Source organism: Janthinobacterium woesei (genome assembly GCF_051380875.1).
Taxonomy (GTDB): domain Bacteria; phylum Pseudomonadota; class Gammaproteobacteria; order Burkholderiales; family Burkholderiaceae_D; genus Janthinobacterium.
In genome coordinates, this window is record NZ_JBNYXW010000003.1 from 179,346 (window position 1) to 205,145 (window position 25,800).

The window sequence follows — 25,800 nt, forward strand, 5'->3', positions numbered from 1 at the left end:
CAATTCGTCGGCAGCTGGTGCTCGACGTCATCGGCGGCGCGCTGCAGGCGGCGCAATGCCAGCTGCAGTCGGTACGGCGTGCACCGCCAGGGCAAGCCTAGGCGCGCTGGTAGATCAGGGATGGATCGCTTACACTGTCGGCTCATCCTCCAACCATGACTCCCATGCGCCGTTCCGCCCTGCCCCTGCTGTCCCTGCTGCCCCTGCTGCTGGTCTCCGCCTGCAATGATTACACGGCGCCCAGCCTGTACCAGGCCACCACGCCCGAGTGCAAGACGTGGACAGAAGGTTCGCGCTTCGAACTGCCGCGCTCAATCAGCGTGTATGCCACGCCACCCGTCACCCTGAAGGAAGGCGGCACGGAACTGGCGCTGATTTTTACCTTGCCCATCGGTACGCAGGCGAGCTTCACGCGCCTGTCCTTTTTGCTGGAGGAGCCGCACCAGTCACCATTCGCCGAAGCGAAAGTGCTGACCATCTATCAGCGCGGCATGAACCGGAAAGCGGAGATCGTCGACGTCATCGAAAAACTGCCGATCATGTTTTCCGCCGTGGGTTCCAGCGCCGAAACCCAATGGCGCTTGCGCTTGCAACTGCCACGCCAGTTGCCGCAGCGTTTTGATTTGTCCATGCCCGACATGCTGGTCGGCGGCAAGCGCTATCCGGTACGCACCTTTACGTACCGCTATTTCCCCGAACGCAGCGCCTACGGCATGTGCAGCTGATGCACTAACGATGGCGCAAAAAAAAAGCAACCCGAAGGCTGCTTTTTGCATTGCTGCTTGCATGCAAATTAATGCTTGCGCAGCTTCTGGATCGCTGCCAGCTGCGCAATCGCGCTGGCCAGCTCGGCTTGCGCTTGCGCGTAGTCGATGCCCGAATCCTTGTTGTGGATGTTTTCTTCCGCTAACTTCTTCGCTTCCAGCGCTTTCGCTTCATCCAGGTCGTGACCGCGGATCGCGGTATCGGCCAGGACGGTCACGGTGCCGGGCTGCACTTCCAGCAGGCCGCCGGCAACGAAGACGAACTCTTCTTCAGCCTGGCCGACTACCTTGATGCGGACCGCGCCCGGACGGATGCGGGTAATCAAAGGCGTGTGGCGTGGGTAGATACCCAGCTCGCCCTGCTCACCCGGCAACGCGACGAATTCTGCTTCGCCTGAAAAAATCAGTTCTTCAGCGGAAACCACGTCAACGTGAATTGTGTGTGCCATGTGTGTCCTATCGGGTTGAAGAACCCCGCCGTTTAACGGGCGGGGTTAGGCCCAAACTTAACTTAGTTAAGTTTCTTGGCTTTTTCGATTGCTTCTTCGATCGTGCCGACCATGTAGAACGCTTGTTCCGGCAGGTGATCGAGTTCGCCCGAAGCGATCATTTTGAAGCCCTTGATCGTGTCTTTGAGCGAAACGTATTTACCAGGCGCGCCGGTAAAGACTTCAGCGACGTGGAAAGGCTGCGACAGGAAACGCTGCATCTTACGTGCACGGGCGACCAGCAGTTTGTCTTCCGGTGCCAGCTCGTCCATACCCAGAATCGCGATAATGTCGCGCAATTCCTTGTAGCGTTGCAGGGTCGTTTGCACGGCACGCGCGGTGTCGTAGTGCTCTTGACCAACGATCAGCGGATCCAATTGACGCGAGGTCGAATCGAGTGGGTCCACGGCTGGGTAGATACCCAGGGAAGCGATATCACGCGACAGCGCAACGGTCGAATCCAAGTGAGCAAACGTGGTAGCAGGCGACGGATCGGTGTAATCATCGGCAGGAACGTAGACGGCCTGGATCGAGGTGATCGAACCGGTCTTGGTCGACGTAATGCGCTCTTGCAGACGGCCCATTTCTTCAGCCAGGGTTGGTTGGTAACCCACAGCCGACGGCATACGGCCCAGCAGTGCCGATACTTCGGTACCGGCCAGCGTGAAGCGGTAGATGTTGTCGACGAAGAACAGAACATCCTTGCCTTCATCACGGAAAGATTCAGCGATCGTCAGGCCGGTCAGCGCAACGCGCAGACGGTTACCTGGCGGCTCATTCATCTGACCGTAGACCATCGCTACTTTGGAGTTCTCTGGGTTTTCCAGATCGACCACTTTCGCGTCAGCCATCTCGTGGTAGAAGTCGTTACCTTCACGAGTACGCTCACCGACACCGGCGAACACGGACACGCCGCTGTGCGCCTTGGCGATGTTGTTAATCAGTTCCATCATGTTCACGGTCTTGCCTACGCCAGCGCCGCCGAACAGACCAACTTTACCGCCTTTTGCAAACGGGCAAACCAGATCGATCACCTTGATGCCGGTTTCCAGCAGTTCTTGCGATGGCGACAGTTCGTCGTAAGCAGGAGCGGTGCGGTGGATCGACGCGATCTGCTCGTGCGACACTGGGCCGCATTCGTCGATCGGGTTACCCAGCACGTCCATGATGCGACCCAGGGTTGCTTTACCGACTGGCACCATGATAGGTTTGCCGGTGTTCTGGATCATCATGCCGCGACGCAGGCCATCGGACGAGCCGAGTGCAATGGTACGCACCACGCCGTCGCCCAACTGCTGTTGTACTTCCAGGGTCAGTGCAGAGCCCTCCATTTTCAAGGCATCGAATACCTTGGGCACAGCGTTGCGGGGAAACTCAACGTCCACCACAGCGCCAATACACTGAACGATTTTGCCATCAGCCATGTTCGTTCCTTCAATATAGTTAAATTCGTTTAAACCGCAGCCGCACCGGCGACGATTTCGGAGAGTTCTTTGGTAATCGCAGCTTGGCGGGTCTTGTTGTAAATCAGCTTCAATTCGCCGATCACACTACCCGCGTTGTCGCTTGCAGCTTTCATCGCGACCATCCGTGCCGATTGCTCGGACGCCAGATTCTCCGCGACTGCCTGGTACACCAGCGCTTCTACATAGCGCTCCAGCAATTCGTCGATCACGCTTTGCGCGTCCGGCTCGTAGATGTAATCCCACGAGTGAGCACCCTTGTCGGCGACGATCTTGTCGGCCGTCAGTGGCAACAACTGCTCCACGACTGGTACCTGTTTCATCGTATTGATGAATTTGGTGTAGCACAGGTAAACTGCATCGATCTTGCCTGCCTGGAACTCTTCGAGCATGACCTTGACAGGTCCGATCAATTTATCCAGGTGCGGCGTGTCGCCGGTCTGGATCGCGTGAGCGATGACCTTGACGCCGATGCGATTCAAAAAACCCAAACCCTTGTTACCGATGGCGACTGCTTCAATCTTGTTGCCGGCTGCTTCCAGCTCACGCGACTTGGACGTCACCTGGCGCAAGATATTGGTGTTCATGCCGCCGCACAGACCCTTGTCGGTCGTGACAACGATGAAACCCACTGCCTTCGCCTGCGTACCCTGGGCTGCTGCCAGGAACGGGTGCGTATATTCCGGATTGGCGGTCGCCAGATTGGCGGCGATATTGCGAATCTTGTCACTGTAGGGACGAGCGGCCCGCATCCGTTCTTGCGCCTTGCGCATTTTGGACGCGGCGACCATTTCCATCGCCTTGGTGATCTTCTTCGTATTCTCTACGCTCTTGATCTTGCCCCGTATCTCTTTGCTTGATGCCATGAGTCCTTACTCCTTCTGCGCGTAGGGCGGCGCCTCACTCGAGGTGGGCGCCGCCTGGCCGCTTAATATGCGCCGGATTTCTTGAAATCAGCAATGGCCGCCGACAGAGTTGCTTCGCTGTCTTTGTCGAGTTGCTTGGTTTCTTCGATCTTGGCCAGCAGAGCAGCTTGCTTGGTCTTCATGTAAGCGTGGACACCAGCTTCGAACGACAGCACTTGCTTGACTGGCACGTCGTCCATGAAGCCTTTGTTCACCGAGAACAGCGATACGGCCATCAGCGAGATCGACAGTGGCGAGTATTGGGCTTGCTTGAGCAATTCCGTTACGCGTGCACCACGGTCCAGCTGCTTGCGGGTCGATTCGTCCAGGTCGGAAGCGAACTGCGCAAACGCGGCCAGTTCACGGTACTGCGCCAAGTCGGTACGGATACCACCGGACAGGTTTTTGATGACCTTGGTCTGGGCGGCGCCACCGACGCGCGATACGGAAATACCGGCGTTAATGGCAGGACGGATACCGGCGTTGAACAGCGAGGTTTCCAGGAAGATCTGACCATCGGTAATCGAAATCACGTTGGTTGGAACGAATGCGGAGACGTCGCCAGCTTGCGTTTCAATGATCGGCAAAGCCGTCAGGGAACCGGTCTTGCCTTTGACGGCACCGTTGGTGAACTTCTCGACGTAGTCGGCGTTCACGCGTGCTGCGCGTTCCAGCAGGCGGCTGTGCAGGTAGAACACGTCGCCTGGGTACGCTTCGCGACCTGGTGGACGGCGCAGCAGCAGCGAGATTTGACGGTATGCAACAGCTTGTTTGGACAGATCATCGTAGACGATCAGTGCATCTTCACCGCGGTCACGGAAGTATTCGCCCATGGCGCAACCGGAGTACGGCGAGATGTATTGCATGGCGGCCGATTCCGAAGCGGAAGCGGCGACAACGATGGTGTATTCCATCGCGCCGTGCTGTTCCAGCGAGCGCACGATGTTCTTGATCGACGAGGCTTTTTGGCCAATCGCGACGTAGATACATTTCATGCCCTGGCCTTTTTGATTGATGATCGCATCAATCGCCACAGCCGACTTACCGGTTTGACGGTCGCCGATGATCAGTTCACGCTGGCCGCGGCCAACTGGAACCATCGCATCGATCGACTTCAGGCCGGTTTGCATAGGTTGCGAAACGGATTCACGGGCGATCACGCCCGGAGCGATTTTTTCAATCGCCGCCGTCAGTTTGGTATCGATGGCGCCTTTGCCGTCGATAGGCTGACCCAGCGCGTTGACAACGCGGCCAAGCAGTTCAGGACCGACTGGCACTTCCAGAATGCGGCCGGTACATTTCACCGTGTCGCCTTCGGAGATGTGCTCGTAGGCACCCAGAATCACGGAACCGACAGAGTCGCGTTCCAGATTCATGGCCAGGCCAAACGTGTTGCCTGGGAATTCCAGCATCTCGCCTTGCATCACGTCCGACAAACCGTGGATGCGGCAGATACCGTCGGCGACGGAAATAACCGTGCCTTGATTACGCACTTCAGCGCCGCCATCAAGACCTTGGATCCGGCTCTTGATCAACTCGCTGATTTCAGATGGGTTGAGTTGCATACTAACTCCTAAAAGTGTTTCTCTCAGCTTGCGCGAGGGGTAAGGGTCTGTCTTAGCTGGCCTGCCGAAGCGCGTGTCTTACGACACCAGTGCAGCGTGCAGCTGCTGCAGCTTGGCGCGCACCGAGGTGTCGAGCACTTGGTCGCCAACAACCACGCGCACGCCGCCGAGCAGCGATGGATCCACTGTGACGGCAGGGTTGAGCTTACGACTGAATTTCTTTTCCAGCGTTGCGACCAGCTCGGCCGTTTGGCCTTCGCTCAGATCGAAAGCGCTCGTGATCTCGGCGTCAGCCGCACCTTCCATGCTGTTTTTCAACAGATGGAATTGCGCGCCGATTTCCGGCAGCAGGCTGATGCGGCCATTTTCGATCAACAAGGTGACGAAGTTTTTCACTTCTTCATTGAGCGGCGATTTCAACAACGACAGGATGGTGGCGGCGACGTCGCTTTCCGAAACTTTCGGATTGCGCGCGTACGCCTGTACCTCGGGGTGGCTACCGATCTGTGCCAATTCGGACACCAGTTCGTACCACGCCGCGAGGTTGCTTGACTCCTTACCAGCTTGGGCTACGCGGAACAAAGCTTCCGCGTAGGGACGGGCGACGGTTGCGAGTTCTGCCATGATTACAGCTCGACAGCAAGACGCTGCAACATTTCGGCGTGAGCCGCAGGGTTTACTTCACGCTTCAAGATCTGCTCGGCACCCTTGACCGCCAGGTCAGCCACCTGAGCGCGCAATTGTTCGCGTGCTTTCGACAGTTGCTGTTCGGCGTCCGACTGGGCTTGCGCAATGATACGCGCAGCTTCAGCTTGTGCATTTTGCTTGATCTCTTCAGCAACCAGCTGGGCGCGCTTTTCAGCGTCCGCAACGCGTTGCGAAGCTTCTTCACGTGCACTGTTCAATGCCTCTTGCGCACGCTTTTCAGCGACAGCCATCGAAGCCTGACCTTGATCGGCCGCAGCCAATCCATCCGCGATTCGTTTGGCACGCTCATCCAACGCTGTGTTCAGCGCTGGAAATACGAACTTCATCGAGAACCAGACCAACACCGCGAAGGTGATCATCTGGCCGATGAGCGACATATTGATGTCCATACCTTTGCTCCTAACTAAAAGTTTCTCCTAGGGTTGGAGCGAATTACTGAGCAACAGCCGTCAGAGCGGACAGGAACGGGTTAGCGAACGTGTACAGCAGAGCGATACCAACGCCGATCATCGAGATGGCATCCAGCAGACCAGCGATAACGAACAGTTTGGTTTGCAGTTGTGGCATCAGTTCTGGTTGACGTGCCGAAGCTTCCAGGAATTTGCCACCCAAGATAGCGAAGCCCAGAGCGGTGCCGATTGCGGCCAGGCCGATGATGATTGCTGCTGCCAGAACGGTCATGCTTTGTACTTGTGCGATCAGAGCTTGCATAAAATTCTCCTAAATTTAAAAACGAAAGATACTAAAAAAACAAAATATAAAGTTAATGATTAATGCTTCTCAACCGCGAGGCTCAGATACACAACCGTCAACGCCATAAACACAAAAGCTTGCAAAGTTACAATCAAGATATGGAAAATTGCCCATGGACCACCCAACGCCCACTGTGCCCACCAAGGCAACAACGCGATCAAGATGAAAATCAGTTCGCCGGCATACATATTGCCGAACAGTCGCAGCGACAGGGAGATCAGTTTTGCAACCAGCTCAACCATTTGCAGCAAGAAATTGACAGGGGCCAGCAAGATCGTGCCGATGATGCCGCTTGCATGGAACGGCGCCGTGAACAATTCCTTGATCCAGCCGCCCAGGCCCTTGGCCTTGATCGAGAAAGCGATAATGCACAGCACCACCGAGAACGACATGGCGAAGGTGTGATTCACGTCGGCCGTTGCTACAACGCGCAGCTTGTGCACGCCAAACCAGCTCAAAATCATCGGCAGCAAGTCAACCGGCAGGAAGTCCATCGCGTTCAACAGCCAGACCCAGACAAAAATCGTGATGGCCAGCGGCGCGATGATCTTGCTTTTTGCGTGAAAGGCCCCATTAATAGTTTCATTGACCATTTCCATGATCATTTCGACGAAATTTTGCAACTTTCCAGGGACACCGGCGGTCGCGCGGCGCGATGCCATGTAGAAAACGGCAAGAAAAACAAAACCCAGGATAGCCGAGACCCAGAAGGTATCCAGGTTATAAGCGCCATCCGCACTTTTCAAGTGGGATAGGTGGTGGCTGATGTATTCTGTGGCGTTGGCCGGGGCAGCATGGCCCGCTTCAATAGCGTGTTCTGTGGTCATAATGAATTTAGATTTGTCGTTCCAGAGCACAACAGGCCCCAAAACCAATGATTAAACAGCGAGCAATGAAAACCAGTATGCTAAGGTTGCCACCGCGAAACCCAAGATCAGCCATAACCAGGCGGCCGACTGAAACAACACCAGTGCCAATACAAACAGCACCGCTGTGATAAATATTTTCACCACTTCTGCGCGCAAATGCGCCCGGAATGCCTTGTTGGCATCGCTAGAACCGCGAACCACCAACATGGCATATACCAGGCTACCGATGACTGCGATAGCGCCGCCGTATGCGGCGGACCAACCTCTGACACTGCCACCAAAAAACAGGGTGACCGTTGCAAAACTGATAGCGATTGCTAGCTGCAAAGCAACTACTTTGTAGACTGGTTTGGCAATATTTTGTTGTGAATCACTCAATTACCAAGTTCCCAGAAAAATCGACACACGCAAAGACACGGGATTATAGTTGGCTTTGATCTATGGAGTCAAACGTTGCTGCACCGCAGCAGGGCAATTGCTGCGCGAAACTGACGCTTTACCGACTATTCGCTGCCATTTGCACCGATATATGGCAAAGTCGCTTGCCTGGCCGCTTCCAGCCATGTTATCAAGCGATCACGCGATGCGCCTGGAAAGCGTTGACTGCCTGTCTAGATCGCGATTCTCCCCCTGTCTTTGCAGCTTGCTATTTAACCACGCAAACGGGTCAGCAAACCATCGAGCACGTCAAGATCCGCAAAATCGATCACCAATTGCCCACGGCCTTTGTTGCCCATCTTGAAAATGACGGGCGTGGCAAGAGCGTCGGACAGCTCTTCTTCCAGGCGCGCAATATCACCCGACTTTTCCTTTTGCCGCGGCGCGACCGGGTTAGCCGCTTCCTCGGCCGTGCGAGTCACCAGCTTTTCCGTCTCGCGCACCGACAAGCGCTTGGCCACGACCTGGTTCGCCAGGTTGATCTGGCTGGCCGCGTCGACGGCCAGCAAGGCGCGCGCATGGCCCATGTCGATATCGCCGGCCATCAGCATGGTCTGCACGGGGCTGGCCAGGTTCATCAGACGCAACAGGTTCGAGACAGCGCTGCGCGAGCGTCCCAGCGCAGTGGCCGCTTGCTCATGCGTAAAACTGAAGTCGGCGATCAGGCGGTGGATGCCCTGCGCTTCTTCCAGCGGGTTCAAGTCTTCGCGCTGGATGTTCTCGATCAGCGCCATGGCAGCGGCCGCCAGGTCATCCACATCGCGCACCAGTACCGGCACGTCCGTCAGGCCGGCCAGTTGCGAAGCACGGAACCTGCGCTCACCGGCGATAATTTCATATTTAACAAGTCCGCTCAAGGTGTCCTGCCCGATCGGGCGCACCAGGATCGGCTGCATCAGCCCTTGCGCCTTGATCGAGGCGGCCAGCTCATTCAAGGCCCCCTCGTCCATGCGCGTGCGTGGCTGGTATTTGCCGGCTTGCATTTGTGACACGGGCAAGCTGGAGGGTTGATGTTGCTCGGAACTGGTGAAGTCGCCGCCGCCGCCCAACAGGGCGTCGAGTCCGCGACCCAGTCCTTTTAGTTTTTTCGTAGCCATGCTGTCCTAATCGTGTTTTCGAAGTAAGCGCTTACATCATATTACTGATGGCGCTTGCCTCTTGTTTACATATGTTTGATGCGTTCCACCATTTCGGCGCCGAAGGCGATATACGCCTGGGCACCTTTCGAGCTGGGATCGAAGGTCACGCCGGGCAAGCCGTACGATGGCGCTTCGGCCAGGCGCACATTGCGCGGGATAATGGTTTTGAAGACCTTGTCGCCAAAGTGCTGTTCCAGCTGGGCCGACACTTGTTGTGATAATGTCATGCGTGGATCGAACATCACGCGCAGCAAGCCGATGATCTTCAGATCCGGGTTCAGGTTGGCATGCACCTTCTTGATGGTGTTGACCAGATCGGACAAGCCTTCCAATGCGTAGTACTCGCACTGCATCGGGATGATCACGCCATGCGCGGCGCACAGGCCGTTCAGGGTCAGCATCGATAGTGCCGGTGGACAATCAACCAGGATGAAGTCATATTCGCTGTCCACTTCGGCCAGCGCATCTTTCAGACGGCGCTCGCGATTGTCCAGCTCGACCATCTCCACTTCGGCGCCGGCCAGCTCGCGGTTCGACGGCAAGACATCGAAGCGTCCCGCCTCTGAACGCTGGCGTGCCGTTTTGACATCGGACTCGCCCAGCATCACTTCATAGGTGGACGCCTTCAAGCCGGCCTTGTTGATGCCGGCGCCCATGGTCGCATTTCCTTGCGGATCGAGGTCGACCAGCAGCACGCGCTGGTTCAACTTGGCCAGACCGGCGGAGAGGTTGACGCTTGTTGTGGTTTTACCAACACCACCCTTTTGATTTGCTACACAAAAAATTTTGGCCATGTATCTTCTAGTTGTAAAGAGATGCAAACTTCATCGTGCGCCCCGGCATTTCACCGAAACGATTTATACTGTTTATTTCATTTATACGATATAAATCGTTTATACGGTTTATATAATTTATACCGTATAAACTATTTATACGATTTATATCGTTTAATTTTTCATCTTTTAAATTCTTGCTATAAATACCAGATGGCGCTCTGCATTTAGCCCTGGCACCTGGATAGGCCATAATTGCGTCACTTGCCAGTCTGCCGGCAGTCTCTCTCTCTCGTCTGGTGGTGCCACCCCTTTCAAGGCGATGAATTGACCGCCCTCTGCCAGCACGTGGTTCGACCAGTTGACGAAATCGGACAGGTCGGCAAAGGCGCGCGAGGTGATCACGTCGAATTTCTGCTGCACTTCCAGCTGTTCAACGCGTTTGGTGTACACGGTAACGTTGGCCAGGCCCAGTTCGGCCTTCACTTGCGTCAAAAATGCCGTCTTCTTATGCACCGTATCGATCATCGATACCTTCACATCGGGCCGCGCGATGGCCAATACCATGCCTGGCAAGCCGCCGCCGGCACCCACGTCGAGCACGTTTTTCGCGTCGGCGAAGGCGGGAATGGCCGCCAGCGAATCGAGCACATGCAAGGTCAGCATCTGCAGCGGATCACGCACCGATGTCAGGTTGTACACGCTATTCCATTTGGCCAGCAAGGCCAGGTAATCGAGCAGTTTTTCCGACTGATCCGCGCTCAAGTCCAGCTCCAGCGCGGCGATTCCTTCATTCAAGATCAGGGCCAGTGCGGCCCGGTCAAACTGCTTCATTCAACAACCTCATCCTTTAAAGTCTGCGTTTGCGCGCCACCGAAGCCGCGCTTTTTCAAATGGACCAGCAGCAGCGAAATTGCCGCTGGCGTCACGCCAGAAATGCGCGATGCCTGGCCCAGCGTTTCAGGGCGCTGCTTGTCGAGTTTTTGCCGCACTTCGATCGACAGCGCACCGATATCCAGATAGTTAAAACCCTCGGGCAAAGCCAGGTTTTCATAGTGTTCGTGGCGCTCGATTTCCTTGCTCTGGCGCTCGATATAGCCCGCATATTTGAGCTGGATTTCCACCTGCTCGCGCACTGCGGGGTCAATCACGCCGGGGCCGGCCAGGGCCTGGCCTTCGATGCCCGTCATGCTCATCAAGGTGTCATAGGTGACGTTCGGGCGGCGCAGCAAGTCCGCCAGCGAGTATTCGCGCTCGATGGCCTGGCCAACGATACGCTCCGATTCGGCGGCCGCCAGGATGCGTGGATTGACCCACGTGGAACGCAGGCGCTGCAATTCCAGCGCCACCGCTTCGCGCTTGATCTCGAACGCTTGCCACTGGGCGTCGCCCACGCAACCCAGGCTGCGGCCGATTTCCGTCAGGCGCATGTCGGCATTGTCTTCGCGCAGGCTCAAACGGTACTCGGCGCGGCTGGTAAACATGCGGTACGGTTCCTGCACGCCCTGGGTGATCAAATCGTCGACCAGCACGCCCAGGTAAGCCTCGGAGCGGCCGGGTACCCAGGCGTCCTTGTCCTGCGTCAACAAGGCTGCATTCAGGCCCGCCAGCATGCCTTGCGCAGCCGCTTCTTCGTAGCCGGTGGTGCCGTTGATCTGGCCGGCGAAGAACAGGCCCGCCACGGCCTTCGTTTCCAGCGACGCTTTCAAGCCGCGCGGGTCGAAATAGTCATATTCGATGGCATAGCCGGGGCGCAGGATATGGGCGTTTTCCATGCCCTTCATCGACTGCACCAGGGCGATCTGCACGTCGAATGGCAGGCTCGTGGAAATGCCGTTCGGATAGAATTCATGCGTCGTCAAGCCTTCCGGTTCGAGGAAGATCTGGTGCGATTCCTTGCCCGCGAAGCGGTGGATCTTGTCTTCGATCGACGGGCAATAACGGGGGCCAACGCCCTCGATCACGCCCGTGTACATGGGGCTGCGGTCGAGACCGGCGCGGATGATGTCATGCGTCTGTGCGTTCGTGTGCGTGACCCAGCACGGCACCTGGCGCGGATGCATGGATGTGTTGCCCATCACCGAGAAGACGGGTACGGGATCGAGGTCGCCCGGCTGCTCTTGCATCACGGAAAAGTCGATCGTGCGGCCATCGATGCGCGGCGGCGTGCCCGTTTTCAAGCGGCCCTGCGGCAGCTTCAGTTCTTTCAAGCGGCTTGATAAGGAAATGGCAGGCGGGTCGCCGGCGCGGCCGGCCGAGTAGTTATTCAGGCCCACGTGGATCTTGCCATCGAGGAAGGTACCGGCCGTCAACACGACGGCGCGGGAGAGGAATTTCAAGCCGATCTGCGTCACGGCGCCGACGACCCGGTCGCCTTCGACGATCAGATCATCCACAGCTTGCTGGAACAGCCACAGGTTGGGCTGGTTTTCCAGGCGCGAGCGGATGGCAGCCTTGTAGAGAATGCGGTCGGCCTGGGCGCGCGTGGCGCGAACTGCCGGGCCTTTCGAGGAATTGAGGATACGAAACTGGATGCCGGACTCGTCGGTGGCAATCGCCATCGCACCGCCCATGGCATCGACCTCCTTGACCAGGTGGCCCTTGCCGATGCCACCGATGGAGGGATTGCACGACATCTGGCCCAGTGTCTCAATATTATGCGTGAGCAAAAGCGTCTTCTGCCCCATGCGGGCCGAAGCGAGGGCCGCCTCGGTACCGGCGTGACCACCACCGACAACGATGACGTCGAATTCTGTAGGAAATAACATGATTAATAGGTAACAGTGCGAGTAAAAATGCGAGGATTGAGCTCCGATTATAGAGTCTTTTTGCAGGCGCAACCTTCCACAGGCCATATTTTGCTTAATTTTTACTCAGCAAGCCGTGCGGAACAGCCCATTTTGTTCCACGTGAAACACAATCATGCTGTGGCGCCCGTGGCTGGCAGGGCGCCAGCGCTATAGCCGTCGTGGCCATTTTTCGCTACAATTGCTGCATCGTTCGCAACCGTGGCCACGCCTGTGCCCAAGGGAACGATGCTCTGGAGGACGGCCTCCCCCACCATGGGAACACACCGGGACGGCCCGCTCTGCACAAGGAGCCACTGTGGTCTGGATACTCTTATTCATCGCCGGTATTTTTGAAGTCGTCTGGGCATATTCCATGAAGCTCTCCGAGGGCTTCAGCAAACCTATCCCCTCCCTGGTTACGCTCGTCATGATGATCGCCAGCTTCGGCTTGCTGTCATTTGCCATGCGCAGCATTCCGCTGGGTACGGCCTACACCATCTGGACCGGCATCGGTGCCATCGGCGCCTTCATCGTCGGTATCGTTGCCCTGGGCGAACAGCTGAGCTTTATGCGCGTTTGCGCCGCCATCCTCATCGTCTGCGGCATCGTGCTGATGAAGATGTCCTCCGCACATTAATCAAACTGAACGAGGTAGCGCCGGGCGCAAGCACGTCCGCCGCGCTACCTCCTTGTCCAGCATTTCACTGCACTGCACAGGATTCCCATGCTCCTTGAAAACTACTTTCCCGTCCGGCTGTTTATCCTCGTCGGCATCCAGGTCGGTATCGTGTCCATGCTTCTGGGCCGTGATGGGTTTTCTCAGCGTGCTGGCCAGCCTGTTGCTGCGGGAAATTGGTTCCACGTGAAACATGCACCGTACGGTAAAGCGGAGTAAGCTTATCCCTGTCCCTACTGACAGGAGTATGCATGTCCGCCTTCCAGTTTCGCACCGTGCCCCATTTGATCATTGAAGCAGGCGCTACCGCTCAGCTTGGTCCGCACATCGGCCACCACTTCCCGTTTGTCCGCCGCGCCCTCCTCGTCACCGATGCGGGCTTTTTGCGCACGGGCCTGGCCGACGCTCCCCTGCGCAGCCTGCGGGCGGCAGGGATCGAGGTGCATGTATTTTCCGAGGTGCAAGCCGATCCAGCGGAAGCCGTCGTGCACGCCGGGGTGGCGATGGCGCAGATGTTTCACGTGGAACTCATCATTGGTCTAGGCGGCGGCAGCTCACTGGACGTGGCCAAGCTGATCGCCGTGCTGGCACCCGGTCGCCAGGAACTGGCGCAGCTGTATGGCATCGGCAAAGTCCACGGTCAGCGTCTGCCGCTGGTGCAATTGCCGACCACGGCAGGTACCGGCTCCGAAGTGAGCAACATCGCCATCGTCACCACGGGAGCCACCACCAAGCTGGGCGTGGTTGCACCGCAACTATATGCGGACCTGGCCATCCTCGACGCCAGCCTGACCCTGGGCTTGCCGCCTGCGATCACGGCGACCACTGGCATCGATGCCATGGTGCATGCGATCGAAGCCTACACCAGCCGCCTGCACAAGAATCCCTTGTCCGACATGTTGGCAAAGCAGGCGCTGTCGCTGCTGTCCGCCAATCTCATCCCGGCATGCAACGATGGCGCCAACTTGCCAGCACGCCAGGCCATGCTGCTGGGCGCCATGCTGGCCGGCCAGGCGTTTTCGAATGCACCCGTCGCCGCCGTGCACGCCCTCGCCTATCCCATCGGCGGCCTGTTCCACGTGCCACATGGACTGTCGAATGCGCTGGTGCTGCCGCATGTACTGCGTTTTAACCTGTCCCACGCCGCTCCCCTGTATGCGGAGCTGGCCACCCTTCTCCAGCCCGGCATCACAGGCAGCGACGAGGCGCGGGCGAACGTCCTGATCGACGCCATGCAAGACATGGCGCTTGCCACCGGCATCGCGCGCACCCTGCGCGAAGTAGGCATCGCCGCCAGTGACCTGGACCGCCTGGCCGACGAAGCCATGCTGCAGACGCGCTTGCTGAGCAATAATCCCCGTGCCGTCACGCGCCATGATGCGCGTGCCATCTATGCGGCGGCCCTGTAATAAAAAAGCCACGTGAAACACGTGGCTCGCGTGGCAGACACGACAGCAAGCTAGTTCGGCACGTCCACCACCGTTCCCGTCACATTGATCAGGTTGCCCGGCACAGGTGCCGCTGCAATCGGCGGCAGGTTGACATTCGTGATCGCCGTCGTGGCATCGGCCCGCGTCAGCGTGCGCACCACTTGTGATGGCGGCAAGGCTTGCGCGGTTTTCAAGTGCGCATACATGGCATCGAGCGCACGGTTCAGGTATACGTGCAGGGGCACGATCAAAGTCGGCAAGGCGCTGCTGAAGGAATCGAAGTGGTTGGCATTGGTCACCTCGATATAGCGCAACTTGCTGTTTGCCCCTTCGACCGCGGCGTTCAGCCCCAGATACGCGCGCGAGGCATGATTGACGGGAATCAAGGTATCGCTACGGCCCTGCACGATGATGGCCGGCTTGCCATTCAATTTACCGCTGACCTGCACCTCGACCATGCCGGCGCGCACCCTGGCACTCTGCGCGGCCAGCGCGCCCTGCAGGGCGCTGCCACTGACACTATCCTGTCCCGTCGCCAGGCTGCGCAGGCACAGGAAACCATCGAGTGACTGGTCCGCCAGCGTGTTCGATGGCGACACCCCCGCTGTATAGACCTTCGCCCCGCCGACGCTGTTCTCGTAGAAGACACTGCCAAGGATGCCGTTTTGCGCGGCAAAGCTGGCCGCCTTTTGCGCCGAGGTCAACGGTGTCGGATTGCCTGTCCCGTCCGTCTGGGCAAAACTGAACCCGCACACTTTATCTGTCACGGAAAACTTGCCGTAGGCATAGGCATACGTGACAGCTACTAAAATATTCGTGCCCGCATGCGCAGCCTGCAGTGCATCGGACTCCGGCAACCAGCCATAGGCTTGCAAGCGCTTTTTCGCGTCCGCCTGCTGCGCCGCCAGGTCGGCACCAGTGAGCAGGCCCTTGGCGGCCAGCGCCGTGCAGCGTCCCGCACTGCCGGCCACTGACGCGATGCACGGTTGATACAGCGCCGCATAGGTCGCATAGTCGAACAGCGCACGGCCGGGACCGGCCACTGCCACCCCGCCCTGGCGCACGCTGTAGGCAATCGATGCGGCAGGCTGGACTTGTGGCTCGCTGGCGGCAACGCCGCTGATCAAGCCTTTGGTATCTTGTTCTGCCGCCAGCAGCGCCGCGCCGGCGCCGTTGGAAATGCTCGAGGCAATGGTGATGGTGTTCTTTGGCGTCAGGCGCACCAGGTGCTTGCTACTGTCGCGCGCCAGCACGCCATAGCGTTCGTTCAAGACGTAATAGGCCATCTCGACGGCCTGCAAGGTTGCCTTGCCCCAATCCTTTTCCGGGTTCTGCTGCGAGTGCGCATGCTTGAAGGCGATGCGGTTCGGGTTGGCGGTGGCAAAGGCCAGCCGCTCGGCGTCGCTCAAGTCCGGTGCGAAGATGGCGTTCTTGGCGGCAGCGGCTCTGCCGGCGCGTTGGCCGTTTTGCAAGTTGACGCTGTCATCTTCGAACACATACAGTCCCGTGCCGGAGCCCTTGTCGGCATACGCCACGGCACAGCCTTTTTTCAAGCCCCATTCGCCGGAACTACCAATGGCGCCGTAGATGCCGCGCGAGCCGCTCGACGTGCCCGTGACGATGCAGGCGCGCTCGGGATCGAAGCTGGCAGGTATCTGCACCATCAGGGTGACGTTTTTCTTGCCCGTGCCATCATCGGCATAGGCGATGTATTCGCTGCCGCCTATGAGCCCTTCGCCCGCGCCCACATTGCCGCTGCTATCGACATTTGGCCCGTACAGCGTGCCGTAGCCGCTGTTGGCGCCGATGTCGAGCACGGCACGGTAATTGGCGTGGATGGCGTTGCGGCGCAACTCTTGCGGCGTCGGCTGGTCTGCATTGGCATACGCGGGAGCCGCTGCAGCCAGTCCCGTCTTGCCCAGGCCGGCCGTCAACAAATCGTTGCTCTTGCCGTCATAGTCTGCCTGCGTGATGCTGCCCAGGTAAGCGGGCAGTTGGTTCAGTTCTTCCGGTGCATGGTTGCTGCCGCAGGCTGTCAATGCCAGCAAGGTGCACAGGCTGCCGCCCGCGCGCGTGATCGTCGTTTGCATGGTGGTTCTCTCCGTTGAGGTAACACTGGACGCACAATGAAAAACGCCGGACTGGCAGTCCGGCGTTGCTGGAAACTCAGACAGCGGCTTTGGCCGTCCTGCCGCCGAAACGGGCGATGGCTTCGCCGACAATGCCGCGCCGGAACATCAGCACGCAAATGACGAAGATGATGCCGGTGACGATGCCCACCGATTCACCCAGCGTACTGAACCACTCGATGCCGGTGTGGGTAGCGAGAAAAGTGCCCACATCGCCCAGCTTGTTTTCCAACGCGATGATCAGCACGGCGCCGAGGATGGGGCCGGCCAGGGTGCCCATGCCGCCCACCAGGGTCATCAGCACGACCAGGCCTGACATGCCCCAGTAGACGTCGGTGAGGGTTTCAAAGCCCAGCACCAGCGTCTTGGTGGCACCGGCCAGCGCGGTCAGCGAGGCGGACAGCACGATGGCCATCAGCTTGTACTTGTTGACGTCGTAACCGAGCGAAATGGCACGCGGTTCATTTTCCTTGATCGCTTTGAGCACTTGTCCGAACGGCGAGTGGATGGTGCGCACGATCAGGGCGAAGCCGGCGATGAAGATGGCCAGCACAACATAGTACAAGACGGTGTCGTTGCCCAGATCGATCATGCCCAGCAAGGTTCCACGTGGAACACCCTGCAAGCCATCTTCGCCACCCGTGAACGGCAGGCGCAAGGCGAGGAAATACACCATCTGCGCCAGCGCCAGGGTGATCATCGTAAAGTAGATGCCCTGGCGGCGGATTGCCAGGCCGCCCATCAGCAGGCCCAGCAAGGCGCCCGTGGCGACGCCGGCCAGCAGTCCCAGTTCCGTCGGCCAGCCCCAGGTGCGCAGCACATAGCCGGTGACATAGCCGGCGCCACCAAAGAAGGCAGCGTGGCCAAACGAGAGCAAGCCCGTGTAGCCGATCAGCAAATTGAAGGCGCAGGCAAACAGGGCAAAGCACAGCAACTTCATCAGGAAGACGGGATAGCCGTAAAACGGGGCGGCCAATGCCAGCAGCAAGGCGATGGCGTAGCCTACATTCTTATTCATCGTGGTAGCTCCAATACATGACTGATGAGAATTACTTTTCTTTGCCGAACAGGCCGGCGGGACGCAGCAGCAGCACGATGACCATCACCACGAAGACCACGGTGGCCGAGCCTTCCGGGTAGAACACGCGGGTCAGGCCTTCGATCACGCCCAGGCCCAGGCCCGTCAGGATGGAGCCCATGATGGAACCCATGCCGCCAATCACCACCACGGCAAACACGACGATGATCAGGTTCGAGCCCATCAACGGTGACACCTGGATGATGGGCGCGGCCAGCACGCCGGCGAAACCGGCCAGCGCCACGCCGAAGCCGAACGTCAGCGTGACCATCAGCGGCACGTTGATGCCGAACGCTTCCACCAGTTTCGGGTTTTCCGTGCCAGCGCGCAGGTAGGCGCCCAGCTTGGTTTTCTCGATGACGAACCAGGTTGCCAGGCAAATCGACAGCGAGGCGACCACCACCCAGGCGCGGTAGTTTGGCAGGATCATGAAGCCCAGGTCCGTCGCGCCGGCCAGCGCTTCGGGCACCGCATACGGCTGGCCCGAGACGCCGTAGAACGAGCGGAACACGCCTTCCATGATCAGGGTGATGCCGAAGGTCAACAGCAAGCCATACAGGTGGTCAAGCTTGTACAGCCAGCGCAGCATGGTCTTTTCGATCAGGATGCCGAACAGGCCAACCAGGACAGGCGCGATGACCAGCATGGCCCAGTAATTGATGTCGAAATAGCTGAGGCCCATCCAGGCCAAAAAGGCGCCCATCATGTACATGGCGCCGTGCGAGAAATTAATAACGTTGAGCAAGCCGAAAATGACGGCCAGACCGAGGGACAACATGGCATAGAACGAGCCGTTGACGAGGCCCAGCAGCAGCTGGCTCATCATCGCTTGTAATGGAACGCCGAAAATTTCCATGGCATCACAGTATAAAAAGCACCGCCGGGTGACGGTGTGGTATCAAGGGAAATACGCCGCCGCTCACTGGCACGGCGACGCAAGGCGAACCCTGCGAGCGAAGAGCGTGCAGGACAGACTGCCCGCGCACAGGCGGGCAATCCGTAGGTGTTACTACAGCGTTACTTCCACAGCGAACACTTCGATTCCGCCTTGGTCACGTACGCTTGCGCGCCGGGCACGGTGGCTACCACCTTGTAGTAATCCCATGGGTATTTGGATTCGGACGGCTTCTTCACTTCCATCAAGTACATATCGTGCACCATGCGGCCATCGGGACGCACTTCGCCATTCTGGGTGAACATGTCGTTGATCTTGGTCTTTTTCAGGTAGGCCATGACCTTCTCCGTGTCGTCCGTGCCGACCGCCTTGACGGCTTTCAGGTAATTGGCGGCGGCCGAATAGTCGGCCGCCTGCAGCATCGACGGCTCCTTCTTCATCTTGGCGAAGTAGCGCTTCGACCAGGCGCGCGTTTCCGCATTCAAGTCCCAGTACCAGCCGTCCGTCAGGTACATGCCTTGCGTCAGGTTCAAGCCCAGCGAATGAATGTCATTGATGAAGATCAACAAGCCGGCCAGCTTCATGGATTTCGTCAAGCCGAACTCGTTGGCCGCCTTGATGCTGTTGATGGCGTCGCCACCGGCATTGGCGAGGCCCAGGATTTGCGGCTTGGCCGCTTGCGCCTGCAGCAGGAACGAGGAAAAGTCGGAAGCGCCCAGCGGATGCTTGACGCTGCCCAACACCTTGCCGCCGGCCGCCTTGACGACCTCGGCCGTGTCTTTTTCCAGCGAATGGCCAAACGCATAGTCGGCCGTCATGAAATACCAGCTCTTGCCGCCCTGCTTGACGATGGTGCCGCCCGTGCCGCGCGCCAGCGCCACCGTGTCGTAGGCGTAATGCACGGTGTACGGCGTGCATTCTTCATTCGTCAGGCGCGAGGAACCGGCGCCGATGGCGATGAAGATCTTTTTCTTTTCCGCCGCCACCTTGGCCATGGCCAGGCTGGCGCCGGAATTGGTGCCGCCGATCAGCATGTCGACGCCCTGCTGGTCGAACCATTCGCGCGCCTTCGAGGCGGCGATGTCGGCCTTGTTTTGATGGTCGGCGGAAATGAATTCCACTTTTTTTCCAGCCAGCACGACGCCAGCATCGGCGATGGCCATCTTGATGGCTTCCGCGCCCCCTAAACCGTCGACGTCGGAGTACACGCCCGACATGTCGGAAATAAAGCCAATCTTGATGGTGTCGCCCGATACCTGGGCGTGCGCCGCAGCGGAAAAGCCCAGTGCAGACAGGGTACACAGGGTGGCGGTGGCAATGGCGATAGCGTTACGTTTCATAGTGTCTCCGTTGGGATTATTGTGTGCTATTCAGACGATTGCTGGACGATGACGGGTACTACATGGGACTACACGCCAAGCAGCTCGGTCAATACCGGCATCTTGGCCTCCAGTTCGGATGCAGCAAAAGTCTCGACGATCTGACCGTGCTCCATCACATAAAACCGGTCCGCCAGCGGTGCGGCAAACCGGAAATTCTGTTCTACCATGACGATGGTGTAGCCCTTCGCCTTCAGGGTGGTGATCATGCGCGCCAGGCCCTGCACGATGACGGGCGCCAGGCCTTCGGAAATTTCATCGAGCAGCAGCAGGCGCGCGCCCGTGCGCAAGATGCGCGCCACGGCCAGCATCTGCTGTTCGCCACCCGACAGGCGCGTACCCTGACTGTGGCGGCGCTCCTGCAGGTTCGGGAACATGGCGTAGATTTCCTCCACAGACATGCCCTTCTCGCCGCTGGCCAGGGTGGGCGGCAGCATCAGATTTTCTTCGGTCGACAGCGATGAAAAAATGCCGCGCTCCTCGGGACAATAGCCGATGCCCAGGTGGGCGATCTTGTGCGTAGGCAAACCGATCGCTTCGACGCCGTTGACCTTGATGGAACCCGTGCGTGCGCCCGTCAAGCCCATGATGGCGCGCAAGGTGGTCGTGCGGCCGGCGCCATTACGGCCCAGCAAAGTCACCACTTCGCCCTGCTGCACCGTCAAATTGACGTCATGCAAGATGTGCGATTCGCCATACCAGGTATGCAGTTGTGCAATTTCCAGCGCCGGTGCCTTGTTAGTAGCCGCCATCAATGCGCCCCTTCCAGTTCGGCCTGGGTCGTGCCCATGTATGCTTCCATCACCTGCGGATTGCGCGACACTTCCGCGTAAGTGCCTTCGGCCAGCATGGCGCCGCGTTGCAGCACGGAAATTTTGTCACAGATACCCGACACCACGTTCATATTGTGCTCCACCATCAAAATAGTGCGCCCGGCCGAGACCTTCTTGATCAGTTCCGTGACGCGGTGCACGTCCTCGTGGCCCATGCCTTGCGTGGGTTCGTCGAGCAGCATCATTTCCGGTTCCATCGCCAGCGTGGTGGCGATTTCCAGCGCCCGTTTGCGTCCATACGGCATATCGACCGTGATGGTGTCGGCAAACTCCGTCAAATCGACTTCAGCCAGCAAGGCCATGGCGCGGTCATTGAGCTGGTTTAGGGCGCGTTCGCTTTGCCAGAAGTGAAACGAGGTGCCTAGCTGGCGCTGCAAGCCGATGCGTACATTCTGCAGCACGGACAAATGGGGGAAAACGGCGGAAATCTGAAATGAGCGGATCACGCCCATACGGGCGATCTGGGCCGGCTTGGCGGCAGTGATATCTTTCCCATTGAACAGGATCTGTCCGGAAGTAGGGACCAGGAATTTAGTGAGCAAGTTGAAACACGTGGTCTTGCCGGCGCCGTTCGGACCGATCAAGGCGTGGATGTGGCCCCGCTCTACTTTCAAGTTGACATCGCTGACAGCGGTGAAGCCCTTGAATTCCTTGGTCAAATTTCTTGTTTCCAAGATTACGTTTGACATCGTGTCTCCTAGTTGTACTTTTTGCACTACTTAGTCATTTTTATAATACACAACTTAAATTTAACGCACAATACAGTATAACTACGGGGATTTTGCGGCGGCCCGAATGGCGCAAACTCACATTTGAGCCTGCTTATTTCCAGGCCGCGTGTATCATTTGCGCCGCTTTTTCCGCAATCATCACCGTCGGCGAGTTGGTATTGCCCGAGGTGATGTAGGGCATGATGGAGGCGTCGACCACGCGCAGTCCAGCCACGCCGAGCACGCGCAGCTGGCTGTCGACGACGCTCAAGGGGTCGCTGGCCAAGCCCATGCGGCAAGTGCCCACCGGATGAAAGATGGTGGTGCCGATCTGGCCGGCCGCCTGCGCCAGCTCTTCCTCGCTCTGGAATTGCAGGCCTGGCTTGTATTCCTCCGGCAAAAATTTCTTCAGGGCCGGCGCGGCAACGATTGCCCGCGTCAGGCGCAAGGCATCGGCCGCCACGACGCGGTCCTGCGGCGTACTTAAATAGTTGGGGGCAATCTTCGGCGCCGCATAACTGTCGGCGGAAGCGATGTCTACCCGCCCGCGCGAGGTGGGCCGCAAATTACAGACGCTGGCCGTAAACGCGGGGAACGCATGCAGTGGCTCGCCAAATTTATCCAGCGACAGCGGCTGCACGTGGTATTGCAGGTTCGGCGTGGCTTGCTGCGGGTCGGACTTGGCAAATGCGCCCAGCTGCGACGGCGCCATCGACATGGGCCCGCTCTGGAATAGCGCATATTGCAAGCCGATCTGCATCTTGCCCAGCAAATTGCCAGTCAGCATGTTCAATGTCTTGACGCCCTGCACTTTAAACACCATGCGCAGCTGCAGATGGTCTTGCAGGTTACCGCCCACGCCAGGCGCGTCAAACACGGGCGCAATGCCGTGCTGCTGCAGCAGGGCGGCCGGACCGATACCGGACAATTGCAGTAATTGCGGCGAACCGATGGCGCCCGCCGTCAGCAGGGTTTCGCGCCTGGCGGTGGCCTGCCATTGCGTGCCGCCGCCCGTAAATACCACACCGGTGCAGCGCGGCCCTGCGTCCGTCGCTTCGAGCAGCAAACGTTCCACGTGGCAACCGGTCATGATGGTCAGATTGGGCCGGCGCGCAGCCGGTTTCAAAAATGCTTTCGAGGTATTCCAGCGGATGCCGCGGCGCTGGTTGACGTCAAAATACGCGCTGCCGCTGTTGTCGCCGCCATTGAAATCGCTGGTTTTCGGGATGCCCACTTGCTGCGCCGCATCGCGGAACGCATTCAGGATATCCCACGACAGACGCTGTTTTTCCACCCGCCATTCACCGCCGGCGCCATGGTTTTCCGAGGCGCCGCCGTAATAATCCTCGCTTTGTTTAAACAGCGGCAAGACTTTGTCCCAGCGCCAGGAAGCGTCGTCCGTCAGGTCGGCCCAGTGGTCATAATCGCCCGCCTGGCCACGCATATAGATCATGCCGTTGATGGAAGAGCTGCCGCCCAGCACTTTCCCGCGCGGATAAATCAGGCTGCGCCCGCCCAGTCCGGCGTCCGCTTGCGTGGAATACAGCCAGTCCGTGCGGGGATTGCCGATGCAATGCAGATAACCGACGGGGATGTGGATCCAGACGTAATCGTCCTTGCCGCCCGCTTCTACCAGCAAGACGCTGGCGTCCTTGTCGCGCGTAAGCCGGTTGGCCAGCACGCAACCTGCCGTGCCGCCGCCAACGATGATGTAGTCATATTCGCCTGCCGATTCCAATGAAGCTCCTTCAAGTATGTCTTGAGTGCTGTCGCACGGTCGCGCGGCGTGTCTCCCCGCCGCATCCCATTACCAGAGTCTGTATTCGTTCATGCATGGCTACTGAGCCGCAAGTGAGATTACCACCAGTGCCATGCGAGGGCGACACTAATCGTGCTGTAAGGCATTTTTGGCGCTGCAAGCGGACAGATAAAAAGACAAGAAAACAGGGCTACAGGCTGTGGATAAGCATATGGATATCCACAGGGACGAAATGTGCGTAAACGAAAAAATTTTTCAGGCGCTTCTTTTTGTCCAGAAACCATCCTGTCGGCATACAGCGCTTACTCAGCGTTTATCCGCGCGCCAAGCGATTGTTTACAAGGATAAATTGAGAGTTATCCACAGAAGTTGTCCGCGTTAACTACTATTACTATGCTTGTATACAAGCTTGTTAAGGTAAACCCGACAACGCGAACTTTGTCCTGTTCGCCATTGTTCGCGTCCACACCCCTCTGCGCTACGCGCCATCAAAAAAAACACTTGCTCCACAAGAAAAAAAAAGCAGGCCAACAAGACGCGACGAAAAGCGGCACGGCCGGTATCGCGCGCACGGCACTACCAAACCGTTTTGCAAAAGACAGATGCAAACGGTCCTGCCAGGCCTACAGGCAAATCGGCAATTTGATATCAATCAGGGGGAATTTGAGACGATTGTGGATAAGTCACTTGATATCCACAGGATGACTTGTGAGTAAACACGAAGTTATGCGCAGGCCCGCATTTTATACAATTTTGCTCCTTGCCTGATACAGCGATTATGCATGCTTTATTTTTAGCGTAAACGCTTGATCCTGTTGAAAAAAAGTGACTTATCCACAGAAAAAAGCGCGTTTACTATTACTACTATTTTTATATATAGATCTATTGTAAACCGACAAAAAAAACAGAAGTCCGGGAATATTTCAAAAAAACATACAAAAAACGTCAAGAAAAATGCCCACGGCAACATCGCGGCTCACTGCAAAACCGTCTTCCAGGAATCACCTGGACACCAACGTCAGCGACAAAACCATGCCGCTGGTTTGCCAACAGGCATTGCCAGGCACTGGCATCGCGCATGACCCGCTACAAACTGACCACTACGGCAAGAAAAACGGTGCTTTTGGCTCGCAGGTGTGGATAAGTGCCTGCATATCCACAGGATGAGATGTGGGGAAACTCCTTCTTTGTCCACAGGCGAACTTTTATCCCAAACAAGTCCTATCTCGATACAATGTTTATGCGCGTACTTTTTTGTACGCTAAGTTGATGATTCTTTGGTGGTATACCGACTTATCCACAAAAAAACAGGCGTTTACTATTACTACTATTTTTATGTATACCTCTTTATTTAAAACACAGAGACAAACGCGAACGGTGGAAAAGTCGCCAAAACGGCTGTTAACACCGTCTTTTAAGTCTTCCAACCTAAAAACCCTGTAAAAAAAGCATGAATTCAAGCAAAAAGATGCGTTTAGGCATCATCAGTGCCTTGCACGAAGAACAGCAGGGGCTGGTAGAAGCCATGCAAGGCCCCCAGAAGCGTTCGCACGGCATGCGGGACTACACCCTGGGAACCCTGTGGAATATCGACGCTGTGTGCGTCCTGTCGCGTCTGGGCAAGGTTGCCGCTGCCATGACAGCTTCTATCCTTGTGGAAAAGTACGGAGTTACCCACATCGTCTTCACGGGCGTGGCTGGCAGTGGAGATAAGAACGTGAAAGTGGGTGATATCGTGGTGGCCGAAGCGTTGCTGCAGCACGACATGGATGCCCGGCCCCTGTTTCCCCGCTTCGAAGTGCCATTGACGGGGCTGCAGCGCTTTGCCACGGACCTGGAACTGAGTTCACAGCTGGCCGCTGCCGCAGAAGATTTCCTGCGCGACGACCTTGCGAAGGTATTGCATGGCGTGGAAATTGCGCAATTTGCGCTGCAGCACGCACAGGTGCACCGCGGCATGATTGCCAGCGGCGACCAGTTCATCAGCAGCGCCGCGCATGTGCGTCAGTTGAAACAGGACTTGCCCGATTTGCTGGCGCTCGAAATGGAAGGCGCCGCCGTGGCGCAAGTGTGTTTTGAACTGGGCGTGCCGTTTACCGTCATGCGCACGATTTCCGACAACGCGAATGAAGAAGCGGCCGTCGACTTCATGCGTTTTGTGCAAACCGTCGCCTCGCCTTATGCGTTTACCGTGATTCAAAAGCTGTGCCAGCGCCTGGCTGGCTGAGTGTATTCAAGCGTGCATAAAAAAAAGGCA

General features: G+C 57.7%; 25 protein-coding genes. 5 read left to right on the forward strand and 20 right to left on the reverse strand.

Features of this window, described 5'->3' with window-relative positions; translation table 11 throughout:
- Positions 1 to 164 precede the first annotated feature (164 nt).
- Complete coding sequence (locus ACQ4W6_RS04135) at positions 165 to 725, forward strand: hypothetical protein (protein WP_436565920.1); 561 nt, start codon at positions 165 to 167, stop codon at positions 723 to 725.
- 68 nt (positions 726 to 793) lie between these two features.
- Here the strand turns inward: ACQ4W6_RS04135 and ACQ4W6_RS04140 are convergent, their stop codons facing one another.
- The 13 genes from ACQ4W6_RS04140 to mnmG form a co-directional block, all read right to left on the reverse strand.
- Complete coding sequence (locus ACQ4W6_RS04140; protein WP_010393776.1) at positions 794 to 1,213, reverse strand: F0F1 ATP synthase subunit epsilon; 420 nt, start codon at positions 1,211 to 1,213, stop codon at positions 794 to 796.
- A gap of 62 nt (positions 1,214 to 1,275) precedes the next feature.
- Positions 1,276 to 2,676, reverse strand: a complete 1,401-nt coding sequence (gene atpD / locus ACQ4W6_RS04145) for a F0F1 ATP synthase subunit beta (protein WP_102122748.1) — start codon at positions 2,674 to 2,676, stop codon at positions 1,276 to 1,278.
- A 29-nt stretch (positions 2,677 to 2,705) separates the two neighbouring features.
- The gene (atpG, locus tag ACQ4W6_RS04150; protein ID WP_436565921.1) at positions 2,706 to 3,581 is read right to left on the reverse strand and encodes a F0F1 ATP synthase subunit gamma; all 876 of its coding nucleotides are present in this window, start codon (positions 3,579 to 3,581) and stop codon (positions 2,706 to 2,708) included.
- A gap of 62 nt (positions 3,582 to 3,643) precedes the next feature.
- Complete coding sequence (atpA, locus tag ACQ4W6_RS04155; RefSeq protein ID WP_183736595.1) at positions 3,644 to 5,185, reverse strand: F0F1 ATP synthase subunit alpha; 1,542 nt, start codon at positions 5,183 to 5,185, stop codon at positions 3,644 to 3,646.
- A gap of 78 nt (positions 5,186 to 5,263) precedes the next feature.
- Positions 5,264 to 5,809 carry a F0F1 ATP synthase subunit delta gene (locus tag ACQ4W6_RS04160; protein WP_436565922.1) on the reverse strand — a complete coding sequence of 182 codons (546 nt, stop codon included), beginning with the start codon at positions 5,807 to 5,809 and terminating at the stop codon, positions 5,264 to 5,266.
- A gap of 2 nt (positions 5,810 to 5,811) precedes the next feature.
- Positions 5,812 to 6,282 carry a F0F1 ATP synthase subunit B gene (locus tag ACQ4W6_RS04165; RefSeq protein WP_436565923.1) on the reverse strand — a complete coding sequence of 157 codons (471 nt, stop codon included), beginning with the start codon at positions 6,280 to 6,282 and terminating at the stop codon, positions 5,812 to 5,814.
- A 43-nt stretch (positions 6,283 to 6,325) separates the two neighbouring features.
- Positions 6,326 to 6,604: a F0F1 ATP synthase subunit C gene (gene atpE, locus ACQ4W6_RS04170; RefSeq protein ID WP_071080009.1), complete on the reverse strand. Its 279-nt coding sequence runs from the start codon at positions 6,602 to 6,604 to the stop codon at positions 6,326 to 6,328.
- 59 nt (positions 6,605 to 6,663) lie between these two features.
- Complete coding sequence (atpB, locus tag ACQ4W6_RS04175; RefSeq protein WP_436565924.1) at positions 6,664 to 7,473, reverse strand: F0F1 ATP synthase subunit A; 810 nt, start codon at positions 7,471 to 7,473, stop codon at positions 6,664 to 6,666.
- Between the two features lie 51 nt (positions 7,474 to 7,524).
- On the reverse strand, positions 7,525 to 7,893 hold the full coding sequence (locus ACQ4W6_RS04180) for an ATP synthase subunit I (RefSeq protein ID WP_436565925.1): 369 nt from the start codon (positions 7,891 to 7,893) through the stop codon (positions 7,525 to 7,527).
- A gap of 272 nt (positions 7,894 to 8,165) precedes the next feature.
- A complete protein-coding gene (locus ACQ4W6_RS04185) occupies positions 8,166 to 9,050 on the reverse strand; it encodes a ParB/RepB/Spo0J family partition protein (protein ID WP_436565926.1) in 885 nt (294 codons plus the stop codon).
- A gap of 65 nt (positions 9,051 to 9,115) precedes the next feature.
- Positions 9,116 to 9,886: a ParA family protein gene (locus ACQ4W6_RS04190; RefSeq protein WP_096232943.1), complete on the reverse strand. Its 771-nt coding sequence runs from the start codon at positions 9,884 to 9,886 to the stop codon at positions 9,116 to 9,118.
- A 168-nt stretch (positions 9,887 to 10,054) separates the two neighbouring features.
- Positions 10,055 to 10,699 (reverse strand): 16S rRNA (guanine(527)-N(7))-methyltransferase RsmG, encoded by a 645-nt coding sequence (gene rsmG, locus ACQ4W6_RS04195; protein WP_436565927.1) that lies wholly within the window; start codon positions 10,697 to 10,699, stop codon positions 10,055 to 10,057.
- Entirely contained in the window at positions 10,696 to 12,633 is a 1,938-nt protein-coding gene (gene mnmG, locus ACQ4W6_RS04200) for a tRNA uridine-5-carboxymethylaminomethyl(34) synthesis enzyme MnmG (RefSeq protein ID WP_436565928.1), read from the reverse strand. The genes rsmG and mnmG overlap by 4 nt, the downstream gene beginning before the upstream one ends.
- Positions 12,634 to 12,970: 337 nt before the next feature.
- Here mnmG and ACQ4W6_RS04205 point away from each other — a divergent pair, with 337 nt between their 5' ends.
- The 3 genes from ACQ4W6_RS04205 to ACQ4W6_RS04215 all read left to right on the forward strand — a co-directional run bounded on the left by ACQ4W6_RS04205 (position 12,971) and on the right by ACQ4W6_RS04215 (position 14,739).
- Positions 12,971 to 13,291, forward strand: coding sequence for a DMT family transporter (locus tag ACQ4W6_RS04205; RefSeq protein WP_436565929.1), 321 nt, complete (start codon positions 12,971 to 12,973; stop codon positions 13,289 to 13,291).
- An 87-nt stretch (positions 13,292 to 13,378) separates the two neighbouring features.
- Positions 13,379 to 13,549 (forward strand): hypothetical protein, encoded by a 171-nt coding sequence (locus ACQ4W6_RS04210; protein ID WP_436565930.1) that lies wholly within the window; start codon positions 13,379 to 13,381, stop codon positions 13,547 to 13,549.
- A 32-nt stretch (positions 13,550 to 13,581) separates the two neighbouring features.
- Positions 13,582 to 14,739 (forward strand): iron-containing alcohol dehydrogenase, encoded by a 1,158-nt coding sequence (locus ACQ4W6_RS04215; RefSeq protein ID WP_436565931.1) that lies wholly within the window; start codon positions 13,582 to 13,584, stop codon positions 14,737 to 14,739.
- Between the two features lie 50 nt (positions 14,740 to 14,789).
- Here ACQ4W6_RS04215 and ACQ4W6_RS04220 read toward each other — a convergent pair whose 3' ends face one another.
- The 7 genes from ACQ4W6_RS04220 to ACQ4W6_RS04250 all read right to left on the reverse strand — a co-directional run bounded on the left by ACQ4W6_RS04220 (position 14,790) and on the right by ACQ4W6_RS04250 (position 23,522).
- The gene (locus ACQ4W6_RS04220; protein ID WP_436565932.1) at positions 14,790 to 16,850 is read right to left on the reverse strand and encodes a 3-hydroxybutyrate oligomer hydrolase family protein; all 2,061 of its coding nucleotides are present in this window, start codon (positions 16,848 to 16,850) and stop codon (positions 14,790 to 14,792) included.
- A 76-nt stretch (positions 16,851 to 16,926) separates the two neighbouring features.
- Positions 16,927 to 17,907: a branched-chain amino acid ABC transporter permease gene (locus ACQ4W6_RS04225; RefSeq protein WP_436565933.1), complete on the reverse strand. Its 981-nt coding sequence runs from the start codon at positions 17,905 to 17,907 to the stop codon at positions 16,927 to 16,929.
- A 31-nt stretch (positions 17,908 to 17,938) separates the two neighbouring features.
- Positions 17,939 to 18,823 (reverse strand): branched-chain amino acid ABC transporter permease, encoded by an 885-nt coding sequence (locus ACQ4W6_RS04230; protein ID WP_436565934.1) that lies wholly within the window; start codon positions 18,821 to 18,823, stop codon positions 17,939 to 17,941.
- Positions 18,824 to 18,984: 161 nt separating this feature from the next.
- Positions 18,985 to 20,202 carry an ABC transporter substrate-binding protein gene (locus tag ACQ4W6_RS04235; protein ID WP_436565935.1) on the reverse strand — a complete coding sequence of 406 codons (1,218 nt, stop codon included), beginning with the start codon at positions 20,200 to 20,202 and terminating at the stop codon, positions 18,985 to 18,987.
- 68 nt (positions 20,203 to 20,270) lie between these two features.
- Positions 20,271 to 20,993: an ABC transporter ATP-binding protein gene (locus ACQ4W6_RS04240; RefSeq protein WP_436565936.1), complete on the reverse strand. Its 723-nt coding sequence runs from the start codon at positions 20,991 to 20,993 to the stop codon at positions 20,271 to 20,273.
- Positions 20,993 to 21,763: an ABC transporter ATP-binding protein gene (locus ACQ4W6_RS04245; RefSeq protein WP_436565937.1), complete on the reverse strand. Its 771-nt coding sequence runs from the start codon at positions 21,761 to 21,763 to the stop codon at positions 20,993 to 20,995. Before ACQ4W6_RS04245 ends, ACQ4W6_RS04240 begins: the two co-directional genes overlap by 1 nt.
- A gap of 133 nt (positions 21,764 to 21,896) precedes the next feature.
- Positions 21,897 to 23,522 carry a GMC family oxidoreductase gene (locus ACQ4W6_RS04250; RefSeq protein ID WP_436565938.1) on the reverse strand — a complete coding sequence of 542 codons (1,626 nt, stop codon included), beginning with the start codon at positions 23,520 to 23,522 and terminating at the stop codon, positions 21,897 to 21,899.
- Positions 23,523 to 25,011: 1,489 nt separating this feature from the next.
- Between ACQ4W6_RS04250 and ACQ4W6_RS04255 the strand changes: the two genes are divergently transcribed.
- A complete protein-coding gene (locus ACQ4W6_RS04255; RefSeq protein ID WP_436565939.1) occupies positions 25,012 to 25,770 on the forward strand; it encodes a 5'-methylthioadenosine/adenosylhomocysteine nucleosidase in 759 nt (252 codons plus the stop codon).
- Positions 25,771 to 25,800 lie beyond the last annotated feature (30 nt).